The 14,388-nt window shown below is 62.2% G+C and carries 13 protein-coding genes; 2 read left to right on the top strand and 11 right to left on the bottom strand.

Going from position 1 to position 14,388, the window contains the following annotated elements; genetic code table 11:
* Positions 1-4: 4 nt before the first annotated feature.
* Both HGA39_00235 and HGA39_00230 read left to right on the top strand, forming a co-directional pair.
* Positions 5-1,813 carry a 2-oxoacid:acceptor oxidoreductase subunit alpha gene (locus tag HGA39_00235; protein ID NTW27785.1) on the top strand — a complete coding sequence of 603 codons (1,809 nt, stop codon included), beginning with the start codon at positions 5-7 and terminating at the stop codon, positions 1,811-1,813.
* Positions 1,814-2,698, top strand: coding sequence for a 2-oxoacid ferredoxin oxidoreductase (locus HGA39_00230; protein NTW27784.1), 885 nt, complete (start codon positions 1,814-1,816; stop codon positions 2,696-2,698).
* On the opposite strand, the gene HGA39_00225 is transcribed toward HGA39_00230, so the two are convergent.
* From HGA39_00225 to carB, 11 genes are all read right to left on the bottom strand, one after another.
* Complete coding sequence (locus HGA39_00225) at positions 2,679-4,868, bottom strand: diguanylate cyclase (protein NTW27783.1); 2,190 nt, start codon at positions 4,866-4,868, stop codon at positions 2,679-2,681. The two genes, HGA39_00230 and HGA39_00225, sit on opposite strands and share 20 nt — an antisense overlap.
* A gap of 128 nt (positions 4,869-4,996) precedes the next feature.
* On the bottom strand, positions 4,997-6,211 hold the full coding sequence (locus HGA39_00220) for a pyridoxal phosphate-dependent aminotransferase family protein (protein NTW27782.1): 1,215 nt from the start codon (positions 6,209-6,211) through the stop codon (positions 4,997-4,999).
* A 206-nt stretch (positions 6,212-6,417) separates the two neighbouring features.
* A complete protein-coding gene (rpoZ, locus tag HGA39_00215; GenBank protein NTW27781.1) occupies positions 6,418-6,669 on the bottom strand; it encodes a DNA-directed RNA polymerase subunit omega in 252 nt (83 codons plus the stop codon).
* A 9-nt stretch (positions 6,670-6,678) separates the two neighbouring features.
* The gene (gmk, locus tag HGA39_00210) at positions 6,679-7,251 is read right to left on the bottom strand and encodes a guanylate kinase (GenBank protein ID NTW27780.1); all 573 of its coding nucleotides are present in this window, start codon (positions 7,249-7,251) and stop codon (positions 6,679-6,681) included.
* A gap of 43 nt (positions 7,252-7,294) precedes the next feature.
* Complete coding sequence (locus HGA39_00205) at positions 7,295-7,603, bottom strand: integration host factor (protein ID NTW27779.1); 309 nt, start codon at positions 7,601-7,603, stop codon at positions 7,295-7,297.
* Positions 7,604-7,732: 129 nt separating this feature from the next.
* Entirely contained in the window at positions 7,733-8,308 is a 576-nt protein-coding gene (locus tag HGA39_00200) for an orotate phosphoribosyltransferase (protein NTW27778.1), read from the bottom strand.
* 5 nt (positions 8,309-8,313) lie between these two features.
* Positions 8,314-9,030, bottom strand: a complete 717-nt coding sequence (gene pyrF / locus HGA39_00195) for an orotidine-5'-phosphate decarboxylase (GenBank protein ID NTW27777.1) — start codon at positions 9,028-9,030, stop codon at positions 8,314-8,316.
* Positions 9,031-9,046: 16 nt separating this feature from the next.
* Positions 9,047-9,274, bottom strand: a complete 228-nt coding sequence (locus tag HGA39_00190; protein NTW27776.1) for a hypothetical protein — start codon at positions 9,272-9,274, stop codon at positions 9,047-9,049.
* Between the two features lie 15 nt (positions 9,275-9,289).
* Complete coding sequence (locus HGA39_00185) at positions 9,290-10,288, bottom strand: dihydroorotate dehydrogenase (GenBank protein NTW27775.1); 999 nt, start codon at positions 10,286-10,288, stop codon at positions 9,290-9,292.
* A 33-nt stretch (positions 10,289-10,321) separates the two neighbouring features.
* On the bottom strand, positions 10,322-11,134 hold the full coding sequence (locus tag HGA39_00180; protein NTW27774.1) for a dihydroorotate dehydrogenase electron transfer subunit: 813 nt from the start codon (positions 11,132-11,134) through the stop codon (positions 10,322-10,324).
* On the bottom strand, positions 11,131-14,382 hold the full coding sequence (gene carB / locus HGA39_00175; GenBank protein ID NTW27773.1) for a carbamoyl-phosphate synthase large subunit: 3,252 nt from the start codon (positions 14,380-14,382) through the stop codon (positions 11,131-11,133). Before carB ends, HGA39_00180 begins: the two co-directional genes overlap by 4 nt.
* Positions 14,383-14,388 lie beyond the last annotated feature (6 nt).

The following is a 14,388-nucleotide window of genomic DNA, read 5'->3' as shown; positions in this document are numbered from 1 at the left end:
TCTCATGAGCCACAATCGCCCCTACGGCCGGGAAGTGCGAATCCGCATCGGAGGACCTGCCGGGTTCGGGATCAAGGCCGCCGGCCAGACGCTCGCCCGCCTGTTCGCCCGCGCGGGCTATCGCACTTTTGATCTCACCGAGTACCCATCGCTCATCAAAGGTGGTCACAACACCTATCACCTACGGATCAGCGAAGACGAGATCTTCAGCCATGTGATGGCAACCGACATCTTGGTCGCGCTCGATGCCGCAACCATCCCAGCGCACCTGAGCGAGCTCTCCCCCGGTGCGGCCATCCTCTTCGACCCGGCCGATATCGCCGCCTCAGAAATCGATGCCGGCCGAGAAGACCTCTGCCTCGTGCCGGTGCCGCTTACCGACATCGTCCACGAAATCGGCGGAATCCGCATCATGCGCAACGTAGCGGCACTCGGCGCGGTGCTCGGCCACATGGGATTCCCGCTGGAAGGCCTCCTGGACTCGCTACGCGCCCAGTTCGCCCACAAAGCACCGGCGATAGCCGAGCAGAACATCTTGGCCGCCACGCGGGGTTTCGAGCACGCACAGACCGTGGGCTGCGCATTCCCCTACCGCTTTGGCGACCTTCCGCTTCCGGCGGCACGCATTCTTGCGGATGGCAACGAGTCGGTCGGCTTGGGGGCGCTGGCTGCCGGCATCGGCCTGTACTGCGCCTACCCGATGACGCCGGCATCTTCGCTCCTGCACTTCATGGCCGCGCACGCGGATGATCAAGGCGTGGTCGTGAAGCACACCGAGGACGAGATCGCCGCCATGAACATGGTGATCGGCGGGGCATTCGGCGGGACGCGCTCCATGTGCGCCACCTCCGGCGGTGGATTTTCGCTCATGGTCGAAGGCCTTGGGTTCGCCGGTGCGTCCGAGTCCGCCGTCGTGGTCGGGCTCTTCACCCGGCCCGGACCTGCTACCGGGCTTCCCACCTGGACGGAGCAGTCGGACCTGCGCTTCGCGCTGCACGCGGCGCAGGGCGAGTTTCCGCGCGTGGTTCTGGCGCCCGGCGACCAGACCGACGCTTTCGAACTCACCTGGCAGGCGTTCAACCTCGCCGATCAGCTCCAAACGCCGGTCATCCTGCTCGGCGACACCTACCTCTCAGACAACCGCCAGACACTCGAGCCGTTCGACACGGCGGCCGTCACGATCGAGCGAGGCGAGCTTCAGACAGAGGGAGAAGTGACCGACTACCTGCGCTACCGCGTCACTGACTCAGGCATTTCCCCTCGCGTTTTGCCTGGGGTCATCGGTGCCCAGCAGATCGTCAACTCCTATGAGCACGATGAGCGCGGCTGGGGGGCGCCCGGAGAAGACGCGGCGAACCGAGTCGCGCAGAACGAGAAGAGGCTGCGCAAACTCCGCCTCGCCGAAACGCTGGTCCCGCCGCCGGTCCTCTTCGGCCCGCGTGAAGCCGATATCTCGATCATCCTCTTCGGCTCCACGAAGATGCCGGTGCGGGAGGCCATGAAGTGGCTGGAAGTAGATGGCGTCTCGGTCAACATGCTGCAGCTCGTCACGCTGTGGCCGTTCCCGCGTGACACCGTGGGCGGCTTCCTCGACCACTCCGCGCGTTCCTTGGTGATCGAAGGCAACGCCACGGGGCAGCTCGAGGGGCTCATCCGCGAACAGTGCTTGCGCGAACCCGGACACCGCATCAACCGCCACGACGGACGGCCCTTCTCTCCGGAACAGGTGTACGCGACCGTGCACCGTATTCTCGGCAACCACATAGCCTTGACACCCGCCGGCGCACTTCTCGGCAAGGGAGGCGGCATCTAGATGCCAAACGCAGAAGCTTTAGCCAGCACAATCAAGCCCACCTGGTGCCCGGGATGTGGAAACTACGGAATGGCCGAGGCCTTGAAGCACGCATTGGCCGAGCTGGGATGGGAGAAGCACGAGTTCGCCGTCGTCTGGGGCATCGGCTGCCACGGAAACGGGGCGGACTTCTTCGACGTGCAAGGCATGCACGCACTGCATGGCCGAGCGATCCCGCCCGCAACCGCGCTACGCCTCACACGCCCCGACCTCCACGTGATCGTCGAGATGGGCGATGGAGACGGCTACGGCATCGGCGTAGGGCATCTTGTTCACGCCATCCGCCGCAATATCGGCCTCACCGTCATCGCGCACAACAACCAGATCTACGGACTCACCACGGGGCAGGCATCGCCGACCACGGATCACCTCATGCAGACGGTCTCAACGCCGACCGGAGTTCTCGAGCAGCCGGTCAATCCAATCGGCCTCGCGCTCTCGGAGGGAGCGACGTTCGTCGCGCGGGGCTTCGCGGGCGACATCAAGCATCTCACCGGCCTCTACATCCAGGCGCTCACTCACAAGGGCTTGGCGCTCGTCGACGTCTTCCAGCCGTGTGTGACATGGAATCACCTGAACACATTCGCCTGGATGCGTGAACGGGTTTACAAGCTCGAAGAGAGCCCTTGGGACACCACGGACCGCGTGAAAGCGTTCGAGCTCTCCCTGTCGACATTCCACGATCTCACGTGTGCGCCCGAGCAATGCCGGATTCCGATCGGAGTGTACTTCCGTGATGATGCGGTCCCCGCATACGAGGATGGTGTCCCGGCCGCCTCGACCCCGGGCTGGAAGAGAGCGCTGGTGCCTCGCGACCTCGCGGGCGTCATCGAATCGCTGCGCTGAGCACGCCCTGATCGGACGTCTCGGCGTGAGCATGCTCACCTGAAACCATCCGGACGAACGCGGCGGCGATCGCCGGATCGAACCGTAATCCGGCGCCCTTCTCGATCTCGCACAGGGCGAAGTTCCACGCCATGGCGTCACCCGACTCGCGGTCAGAGGTCATCCACTCATACGCATTGCATACCGCCACGATACGCGCTTCCAGCGGAATCTCCTCGCCCACAAGCCCGTCCGGCAGGCCGGTGCCGTCCCATCTCTCATGGTGCGACCGAACCGATGGGACCACGTCCGAAAGGCCTGCCGACACCAGGATATCGTGGCCTCTCTCGGTATGCTGTCTGACGTACTCGCGTCCAAAATCGCCGACGAGACGGGCTGCGTTCATCATTGTGTCCGGCAGGCTTATCTTGCCAACATCGTGCAGAAGGGCGACCACTTCGACCAGCCACACGCGCTCATCGGAAAGACCCAACTGCACTGCCAAACGCCGGGCAGACTCGGCCACGCGCCGAGAATGGAACTGGGAGCTTGGATACCGGGCTTCGAGAGCGGCCGTGAGCGCTTTGGCCGATGAGAGGAAGGACTGACGCTGCATCCTGTCCATCGTGTCTTTCACGGTGAGGTCCTGGAGACGGTTGGGCTCGTAGATGATCACGCGATTCTTGCCGCTTCTCTTTGCGTGATAAAGCGCACCTTCTGCGAGGTGCTTCAGTTCCTCCAGGTCCTCTGTGTCGCGAGGAAATGATGCGATCCCCGCCGAGATGGATACTTCTCCGTCGGACGAGGCCACTAGTATCTCGATCTTGTCGACGATTTGCTGGCAGCACACAGCAGCCGCGCTCGAGCCCTTGAGAGGAAACACAATCGCAAACCGGTCCCCATCGACACGTCCTACGATGGTGCCGTCGTTGGTCGCAGCTTGGAGAACCTCACCGATGTGTTTGAGCGTACGATCTCCTGCCTCATACCCAAGCCGCTCATTGTAGACGTGAAAGTCATCGATATCGAGCACTGCGAGTGCCATCTCCTCGCCATACACTCTGGCGTCATCGAACTCACGAGTCAGTATTGCCCTCAGGTAACTGTGGTTCGGCAGACCGGTCAACGGGTCGGTCACAGTCTCGCGCGCAAGCACGCTGTGTTCGAGTGCGACGAGCAGGCTTCTGGCCAAAACGAGAGCCAGGAGTATGACGACAAGCACTCCGTAAGCCCGGAACCATTGGCTATCGCTCGTCTGTAAGCGAGCGGCCGCCAGCGCAAGAATCCCAAGAACGCTCGCTATCGGAACCAGAACGGAAACCCAAGGCCGACGAGCAAAGGCCGGAAGAGGCAGAGGGCGAAGATGGACCTTCTCCTTCTCGGTCAACCGATACACTGCAGCCATCATGAGCATGTAGTGGCCACCGAACTGCACAAGATCAAGAACCCCGCGAGATACGTTTCTCGTAGTCTCAGCGACACTCAGATACCATACCGGCCATAGGCAGACGGCGATGGCATAGACCACGATCGCGCCCACGGCGAGCGCCTCCCATGACCGCCACCTAACGAACTTGAATCCCGCCAGATTGCCGAGCGCGCCAAAGAGCAGCAGCAGGCCTGCCAGCGGATACGCAGCCCCCACCAGTGCCGCGGACGCAGGTGCGGCCACTGTGCTCATGAGAGGATGTGCGTACAGACCCAGTAACACTACGTAGATCAGAACTGCCACCGCTGCCGCGTCCAAGGCGAACCTTATGCGTGCGGGGCGTCTTCCGTCCTGCAGGCGAGTCATTGCCAGCACAAGTCCCAGAAAACACATCACCGCCACGACGTGAAGTCCTTGGAAGGGCCATGAGATAGCCGGGGGACCCGCAGGAGATATGAAGCCCACCCACCACAGGAGAAGGAACTCGCAGAACGCAAGCATGAGGTTCGCCGCCGCAAGAAAGACCCAGAACATGCGCTCTGCCCCGGACGATCTGAGGGACGCGAGGATGGAAAGCACAACACTGGCCACTATCGGCACCAGATAGATCGCCTCGAGCGGGGCCAGTCGATTCATGCCGCTCAGTTGGGAGAACAGCACAGCCGCATAGATTCCGGCTAGAAGCGGCGCCGGTACCCAGGCAATCCGCCTGATACCCCTGTTGATTCCGCTCGTGGTAAGTGCCCTAGATGGAGAATCCACGAAGTCCCCCTGCTTTTCGGCGCCCACCCGCCAAATGCAACCTCTCGGCTGCCGACACAGTATACATCGTGGGTGGTGCGGACGCCGCACGCAAGATGCGAACACGTCACGCCCCACCCACGATCGTTCTAGATGAGGCCGAGCTGCTTTCCCGCATCGGCAAAGGCGGCCAGAACCTGTGCGATGTCCTCTTTGGTGTGCGTGGCCATAAGACACGTGCGCAGGCGGTCGCTTCCGCGCGGGACTGCCGGATGAACGATCGGGCACACGAATACCCCGCGGTCAAAGAGCATCCGGGTCAAATCCATCGTAAGAGACTCGTCGCCCACCAGCACCGGTACGACACACGTGGTCGAATCCATCGTGTTCCACCCCTGAGCCTTGAGGCCCTCGGTATACAGACGAGTGATGTCATGCAGCTGCTTGACGCGCCACGGTTCATCTTCGATGACGTTGAAAGCCTCAAGCGCGGCGGCTGTGGAAGCGGGCGGCAGAGCAGCAGAGAAGATGAACGGCCGAGAGTAATGCCTCTGGTAGTCGATCAGATCATGATCGCCCGCCAGATACCCACCGATGCTTGGAATCGACTTGGACAGCGTACCCATTTTCAGATCAATGGAGCCGACCATGTCGAAATACTCCTCGATGCCGTGCCCCGTTTTGCCCAGAGCGCCGATCGAGTGCGCCTCGTCGACCATCAGGCGGGCGCCGTATGTGTCGCACAGAGCACGCGTCGACGGCAAGTCCATCACGTCTCCATCCATGGAGAAGACGGAGTCTGCAACAACCAGAATCGTGCCGTATTCGCCTTGTGCCTTCTGGAGGAGCTTCTCTAGGTGGCCCATGTCGTTGTGGCGGTAGGTATGCCACTTCGCTCCTGACAGCAGCGCACCGTCCACGATCGAGGCGTGATCGAGCTTGTCCATCAGGATGAGATCGCCAGGCCCGGTGAGTCCGGTGATGATCGCCACGTTGGTGACGTATCCGCTCGAGTACACGCAGGAGTCTTCGCGTTTCGTGAAACTGGCGACCCTGGCCTCAAGCTGCTCATGCAAGTCGCTCGTGCCGGTCAGGAGCCTGACTCCGCCGGCACCCGTACCGTAGTCCTGAACGGCTTTCTCGGCGGCCGCATCGATTCTTGGGTGGCCGATAAGGCCCAAATAACTGTACGAGGCGAGCATCACCATATCGCGTCCGTCAGCCATGGTGGTCCGGTGATTCACGGGCCCCACCGTTGGCTGCAGGTAGAAGTAGCGGTTGCTGTCCTTGAGTGAAGCTCGGCGCTCACGGAACATATCGAGACGCGCGTCGATGCCGTCATGCGCCAAGGTGGCGTCAAGCATACGTGGTACCCCTCTCCTCGCCGGCCGCGCCCGTGCCCGCGGCTGTCTGTGCACAAAGTTGTACACATGATACCACTCAGGAGAACGCGTCTGCAGCTTCTACAAGGCGCCACCGAGTTTTTCAGCCGCCAAACGCGCCCTGAATACACGAACGCCGACTGCGAAATCTCGAAGTCGGCGTTCGGAGCTGGCGAGGTGAGGTGTGCCTACTTGTAGCTGTCCTTAGCACGCTCGTAGGCGACATCGCCGACTGCGATCTCGTCAAGTGCGAGGGACAGCGGCTTGGTACTGGTGAGTTTGGCGATCTCGCTGGTCGGCATGGTGAGGAGGGCCTGGTCGCGGACGCCATGAATCATGTCGTTGATCTGACGGGCGCGCTTCGCGGACAGAACGCACAGCGTGTACTTCGAGTCGACCTTTGAGAGCAGTACGTCGATCTCGGGATTGATGACAGACATTCGCAAACCTCAGATTTCTTTCGAATCGGCATACTCATCGATGATCCGTTCAAGCTCGCCAGTAGCCCTGAGCAGATCGTCGTTTATTACCACATGGTCGTATTTTCCCACAAGTTCGAGCTCACGGCGAGCGGTGGCAAGGCGCGCCGCTATTTGCGACTCGGTTTCGCTCCCCCGCCCCACGAGCCGACGCTGCAATTCGTCAAACGACGGTGGCATCACAAACACAAGCACGGACTCCGGCATGAGGGTCTTCACCTGAAAGGCACCCTGCGGGTCGATTTCGAGAACGACCTGACGCCCCTCGGCGATCTTGCTGTCCACAAGTGCCTTGGGTGTTCCGTAGTGATTGCCATGAACTTCGGCCCACTCAAGGAGGCCGTCCTGCGCCCGAAGACGATCGAAGGCATCTTCTGAGACGAAACTGTACTCTCGGCCTTCAACCTCACCGGGCCTTGGACTCCGCGTCGTCATGGAAACAGAAACCCACAAGTCTGCAATCCGACCGCGGAGTTCTTTGACCAACGTTCCTTTGCCCGCTCCTGAAGGACCGGAAATGATGAACAGATTGCCTTTGCGCATCGACGAATCGCAGGCTCTGGTTTCGCCCGGTGACTGCAGCGGACTAGCCGAGACGCTCGAGAAGCTGCTCACGCTGACGGGCACCCAGCCCCTGAACGCGGCGGCTCTCGGAGATCTCGAGTTCGCCCATGATCTTCTGGGCCTTGGCCTTCCCGTAACCGGGAAGCGACTCGAGAAGGGCAGAGACTCGGATACGCGCGACCACAGGATCATCACTGCGGCGCATCACATCGACAAACGAAAGCTTGCCGCTCTTGATCTCGGCACGCAAAGCTGCCCTCTGCTGACGAGCCTCGGCGGCTTTCTTGAGTGCGTTCTGACGATCAGCATCGGAAAGGGTCGGAAGTGCCATGCGTCCTCCTCATCCATCAGACACCGTGTCACGGTGCCCAAGTGCCTGCAATTCACGATATCTACGGTGGCAATGTCAACCGAAGTAGCTCGTTATGCTACGCCTGACCTGCGGTTATGCCAAGCATCCCTAGGAAATTCTCCTGCTGCCTGGCGAGTACACGGGGATGTTGTCGGCGCATAGGACACACGAACACGACTCCCATGATTCAACCTCAAGTTGAAGGAGAGGCCAAAAGGGTGCATCGAACTTCTTCTCCCCACCCCTGTCTATCAAAGAGACGACTCCTACAACGGTGCCACCTGCGGCCCGCACAAGATCGATAACCTCAGCCACACTCCCACCCGTGGTGACCACGTCTTCAACCACGAGCACCCTGGCACCTGCAGGCACTTCGAATGCTCGGCGAAAGACCATCCGGCCCTGCTCGCGTTCGCTGAAGATGAACCTGACCCCGAGTGCCTGTGCGACCGCAAATCCAATGATCAAGCCACCAACCGCTGGTGCGGCTATGATGTCGATTTCGAGGTCCTCCGGAAGGCGCGATACTGCGGTTCGCGCGAGATCGGTGGTGAGGGCAGGATCTTCGAGTACCCGTGCGCACTGAACGTACTGGGCTGAATGACGTCCGCTTGTGAGCACGAAGTGTCCGCTACGGATCGCTTCGGCCCTCTCCAAAGCCTGCATGATCTCGGCATCGTTCATGTTGGTCACTGAAGTTTCTCCCTGATCTCACGTTGTATCGCATCCACCGCGGCCGCCGGCTCCGGCGCCGAAGTTATGGGTCTACCAATCACCAGATGGCTCGCCCCGGCCAGAAGTGCAGCCGCAGGCGTCGCGACTCGCGCCTGATCGCCGACGGCAGCTCCTGCGGGGCGCACTCCCGGTGTCACCACAAACGCATTCCTGCCAAAAAGCGCCCGCATCTCCGCAGCTTCGTGCGGAGAGCACACGACACCATCGACACCCGCGTCACGCGCCAGTTGGCCAAGAATTCGGACTTGGTCGGACGCGGCCCGATTGACACCGACATCGGCCAACGCCGCGCTGTCCATGCTGGTCAGGACCGTGACCGCGAGCACCGCCGGCACAGGCAAACCAGCGTCCTTTGCTGCGTTCGCAGACGCCTCCACAGCTGCCTGCATCATGGCCAAGCCGCCACACGCATGGATGGTCAACATCCCCACTCCCAGACGAGCGATCTCAGCAGCTGCTCCGGCTGCCTGATGCGGAATGTCGTGCAGTTTGAGATCGCAGAAAACGTCAAAGCCCAGCTCGCGGAGGTCCGCGATGATACGCGGCCCTGCGGCATAGTAGAGCGTCATCCCGACCTTGAGCCACCGCACGCGACCTTGGAGCGAACGCGCCAGAGCAACGGCCTCCTCGGCAGAGACATCAAGCGCCACGATTATGGGATTCTCGGCCATGGCTTCTCTTTTCGGGTTACGCGACGGCATGCCAGAATACATCGAGCCTCATGGTGCCGGTCGATTTCATCGCCGAAATCTCGGGGACCACGACGAGCAAGACAATGAGAGCCAAGAGCAGCAGCGATAGTGCAATCAGCCCCAGAAAGAACGGAATGCGCAACCCTTTTGGGATGATCGGTGCTCTCGGCTCAGGAACAGTGCCGAGGACGGCGATGAATCGTTTGAACAAGTTGTCAGCCACGCCGAGTACCCCCGGTCACACTCTTAGCGCCCCGGTCAGGTCGCGCGCCCGCAAGACAGTGTGGCGCTCACAGTACTCGCGAATGCCGTCTATGACACGAATCGTAGCAGTTGGGTCGACGAAGTTCGCGGTGCCCACGGCAACAGCTGAGGCACCCGCGAGGAGGAATTCGACAGCGTCGGTTCCGTTCGCGATGCCACCCATGCCGATGACGGGGACTTTGACCGCGTTGGCGACCTCCCACACCGCCCGAAGTGCGACGGGTTTGATCGCAGGTCCGGACAGCCCTCCGACCACCCGCGCGAGCAAGGGCCGGCACGACTCGGCGTCTATTGCCATACCCAGCAGTGTGTTGATGACCGATACTCCATCCGCACCTTCAGCCTCTACCGCACGTGCGATCTCGGCGATGCTGGTCACATTCGGGGTCAGCTTGACGATCAACGTCCGTGCGGTAGCCGCCCGGCACGCCGCTGTGACCGCCGCGGCCGACAGACAATCAGTGCCGAAGGCCATGCCTCCCTGCTCGACGTTAGGGCATGAGATGTTGATTTCGTATCCCGCCACACCGGGCTCGATCTCAAGCCGTCTGATGACGTCTACGTAGTCCTCGGCGCTGTGGCCGCTCACGTTTACGATCACCGGCGTCCCTGGGGCGTTGTCCTCAAGCCACCGCAGATCCTTCTCGACAAACGCATCGACGCCCGGGTTCTGAAGGCCGATCGAGTTCAGCATGCCGCTGGCGGTCTCAGCGATACGAGGACTCGGGTTACCGGGCCAGGCGCATGCCGAGACCCCCTTGGTCACGATGGCACCAAGTCGAGTCAGATCCACGAAATCAGCAAACTCTCTACCAGACGCGAATGTGCCGGATGCCGTCATCACCGGATTCTTCAGCTCGAGCGTTCCTATGCTAACCCTCAAGTCTATATTGAGTGTCACTATCTCACCTCTCCCAAGATCGGCGAGACTGCACGCGGATCGAGGGGTCGATCCATCATTGCGGGAACGCATCCCATCGGGGACGTGCCGACGGCGATTGATGGCCTAGTGCTTCGGCGGTGTTTGCGACGCATCCCAGACCACCTCCTCGGCATCGAATACCGGTCCGTCAACGCATGCGCGTTTGAGGCCATCACGGGTTGATACGATACAGGACAAACACGCGCCAATGCCGCATGCCATGAGCCGTTCCAGCGACACCTGGCACCGTACCCTGTGTGCCGATGCCAAACGCGCGATCGCGCGCTCCATAGCTTCGGGACCGCACGTGCAAACCAAGTCGAATCTCTGCTCGGAAAGCAGGCGCTCGGCTGCCACTGTCACGAACCCGTGCTCCCCTGCCGAGCCATCGTCGGTAGCCACGACGACCTGCCGCGCGATGCGCTCGAAATCCTCTCGGCCAAAGAGCCTCTCGGCCGTTGGCGTTCCCAGCGCTACCGTCACCGCAATGCCGCGTTGCGCCATCTTCTCAGCGAGCATCGCCAAGGGCGCTGCGCCCAAACCGCCGGCGACGAGGAGTGCGTGTGTAACGCCTTCGGGAACGTGCCAGCCGTGGCCGAGCGGACCCACAAGGTCCATCTCATCGCCTGCGATTTTCTCGGCCATGAGGAGTGTGCCCTTGCCGAGGACCTGATAGAGCAACTCGATGCGCTCACCGTGTGCATGGTAGACCGAGAACGGCCGTCGCAGGATTGCGTCGGAACCCGTGGCCACACGCAAGTGAACAAACTCGCCCGGCTGCACTGCGGCGGCACACCGCGGCGCGTGAAGCACCATCAGGCCGACGCCCTCGGCGACACGCTCGTTCGCGAGCACGGTGACACGCTCGAGTGTCGGTCTTGTGTCGTCCGCCATCATGAGAGTCCCGAGGCTTCCGACGCGCGATCGGCCGCATCCGCCAACTCGAAGTCCTGGAGGGCGTAGACGTCGAGCCTGCCCTCCTTGACCGCCTCGATTGCCTGAACGATCGCCGAGGCTGCCGAGAGTGTCGTGATGTTGGTGATGCCGTGGCGGATGGCGGCGGAGCGAAGGTGATAGCCGTCCGAGCGCGTTTCCTGTCCAAACGGCGTGTTGATCACGAGCTGGACTTCGCCATTGGCGATGTGATCGATGATGTTGGGTCGGCCCTCGTGCTTCTTGAGAACCTCGCGCACCGGAATACCCGCCGAGCGAAACGTCTTGGCGGTGCCTCGCGTGGACATGATCGAGAACCCGAGAGTCGTCAGGTGCTTCGCGAGCCCAGTGATCTGGCGCTTGTCCCGGTCGCACACCGAGATGAATGCCGTGCCCGAAGTGGGCAGCGAATAGTCGATCGCGAGCTGCGACTTTGCGTAGGCTGCCGGAAAGTCAGCAGCCACACCCATGACTTCGCCGGTCGATTTCATCTCCGGCCCGAGGACAGAGTCGGCGCCCGGGAAGCGCCCGAACGGCATGACGGCTTCCTTGACGCAGAACCGCTTGGGTTCGCGGTCCTCGGCAGGGAGGTTCATCTCGGCGAGCTTCTCACCGGCCATTACGCGGGCGGCAACCTTGGCAAGCGGCACGCCGGTCGCCTTGGAGACGAACGGCACCGTGCGGCTGGCACGCGGATTGACCTCAAGCACGTAGACCTGCTCGTCTTTGACCGCGAACTGCACGTTCATGAGGCCGCGCACGCCGAGACGCATCGCAAGCGCGCGCGAATGCTCGCGAATACGGCCGACGACGTCCTCGGAAAGCGAGTACGGCGGGATCGAACACGCCGAATCACCCGAGTGGATCCCGGCTTCCTCGATGTGCTCCATGACGCCGCCGACGTACACGGTGTCGCCGTCGCACACTGCGTCAACATCGACCTCGACCGCACCCTCAAGGAAGCGGTCCAGCAACACTGGATGCTCGGGTGAGATCGAGACCGCCTCGGCCATGTACTTCTCGAGGTACTGCCCGTTGTAGGCGATGACCATGCCGCGCCCGCCAAGCACGTAGCTCGGACGAACGAGCAGCGGGAACCCGATCCGCTCGGCGACCCGCAGCGCCTCGGCGAAGGAGTTCGCGGTTCCGGCAGCCGGGTACATGATGCCGAGTTCGTCGAGGATGGCGCTGAAACGCCTGCGGTCCTCGGCAAGGTCGATGGCCTCAGGGCTGGTGCCCATGATCGGCACGCCAGCCTCCTCGAGCGCACGGGCGAGTTTGAGCGGCGTCTGGCCGCCGAAGGTCACCACGACGCCGGCGGGGTTCTCGGCATCGACGATGTCCATGACATCTTCAAACGTGAGCGGCTCGAAGTAGAGCCGGTCCGAGGTGTCGTAGTCGGTCGAAACCGTCTCGGGGTTGCAGTTGACCATGATGGTCTCGTAGCCCATGTCATGCAGGGCGTAGGCGGCATGCACGCAGCAGTAGTCGAACTCGATACCCTGGCCGATGCGGTTGGGCCCGGCGCCGAGGATCATCGCCTTGGGCTTGTCAGTTGGCGCGACTTCGTCTTCGTCCTCGTACGTCTTGTAGTAGTACGGCGTGGAGGCGGCGAACTCGGCCGCGCAGGTGTCGACCGACTTGAACGTCGGCTCGATGCCGAGGGCCTTGCGCGCCGAGCGGACCTCAGCCTCGGTCGAACCAGTGAGGTGTGCGACTTGGATGTCGGAGAGCCCGATGCGCTTGGCTGCCAGCAACTCCTCGGCAGTCAGCGACGCGAGGGCGCGGCCGCGCAGTGGGTTCTCGGCGGCGATGAGGTTCTCGATCCGGCGCAGGAACCAGCGATCGATCTTGGTGAGTTCGAAGATGTCGTCGACGCTGCGGCCGCGGCGGAATGCCTCGGCGACGTAGAAGAGCCGCAGCTCGTTGGGGACCGACAGCCGCGTCTCGAACTTGGCCTCGTCGAAGACGTCCTTGCCGTCGGCGCCTAGGCCGCCGCGCCCATTCTCGAGCGAGCGGAATGCCTTCGAGAGCGCCTCCTCGAACGTGCGCCCGATCGCCATCGCCTCACCCACCGACTTCATGCGGGTCGTGAGCGTCTCGTCGGTGCCGCGGAACTTCTCGAACGCCCATCTCGGCACCTTGACGACCGTGTAGTCGATGCTCGGCTCAAAGCACGCCGGCGTCACCTTGGTGATGTCGTTGTCGATCTCGTCGAGCGTGTAGCCCACAGCAAGTTTCGCGGCGATCTTGGCGATCGGGAAGCCGGTAGCCTTGGACGCCAGCGCCGAGGAGCGCGACACGCGCGGGTTCATCTCGATGACGACCATGCGGCCGTCGTCGGGGTTGATGGCGAACTGGACGTTGGAGCCGCCCGTCTCGACGCCGATCTCGCGCAGGATGGCGATGGAGGCGTCGCGCATCGCCTGATACTCGCGGTCGGTGAGCGTCTGGGCAGGAGCGACGGTGATCGAGTCGCCCGTGTGTACGCCCATCGGATCGACGTTTTCGATGGAGCACACGATCACGGCGTTGTCGTTGACGTCGCGCATGACCTCCATCTCGAACTCCTTCCAGCCGATGACGCTCTCCTCGATGAGCACCTCGCCCACCGGTGAGAGCTGAATGCCGTGGCTGGAAATCTCCCGCAGTTCGTCGATGTTATATGCGATGCCGCCACCGGCACCGCCCATCGTGAACGACGGTCGGACGACGCATGGGAAGCCCAGATCAGCAGCGAGTACCTCGGCGTCGAGCACCGAGTACGCGTATCCTCCGCGCGCTACATCGAGACCGATGCGCCCCATCGCCTCGGCGAAGAGCTTGCGGTCCTCTCCCTTCTTGATGACGTCGAGCTTGGCGCCGATAAGTTCGACGCCGTACTTGTCGAGCGTGCCGGCCTCGGCCAGCGCGACCGCGCAGTTGAGGCCCGTCTGCCCGCCAAGTGTGGGGAGGAGCGCGTCGGGGCGCTCCCGCGCGATTACTTTCTCGACGAACTCGGGGGTGATCGGCTCGACGTAGGTTCTGTCGGCCAGACCGGGGTCCGTCATGATCGTGGCGGGGTTGCTGTTTACTAGAATGACTTCGTAGCCGTCCTCTTTGAGCACCTTGCATGCCTGGGCGCCCGAGTAGTCGAACTCACATGCCTGCCCAATCACGATCGGCCCTGAGCCGATCACGAGGATCTTCTTGATGTCTTCTCGGCGGGGCAATCTGGC

This window comes from Coriobacteriia bacterium (genome assembly GCA_013336165.1).
Taxonomy (GTDB): Bacteria; Actinomycetota; Coriobacteriia; order Anaerosomatales; family JAAXUF01; genus JAAXUF01.
Note: the sequence above shows the minus strand (reverse complement) of the source record. Positions and strands in the feature narration are given on the sequence as shown.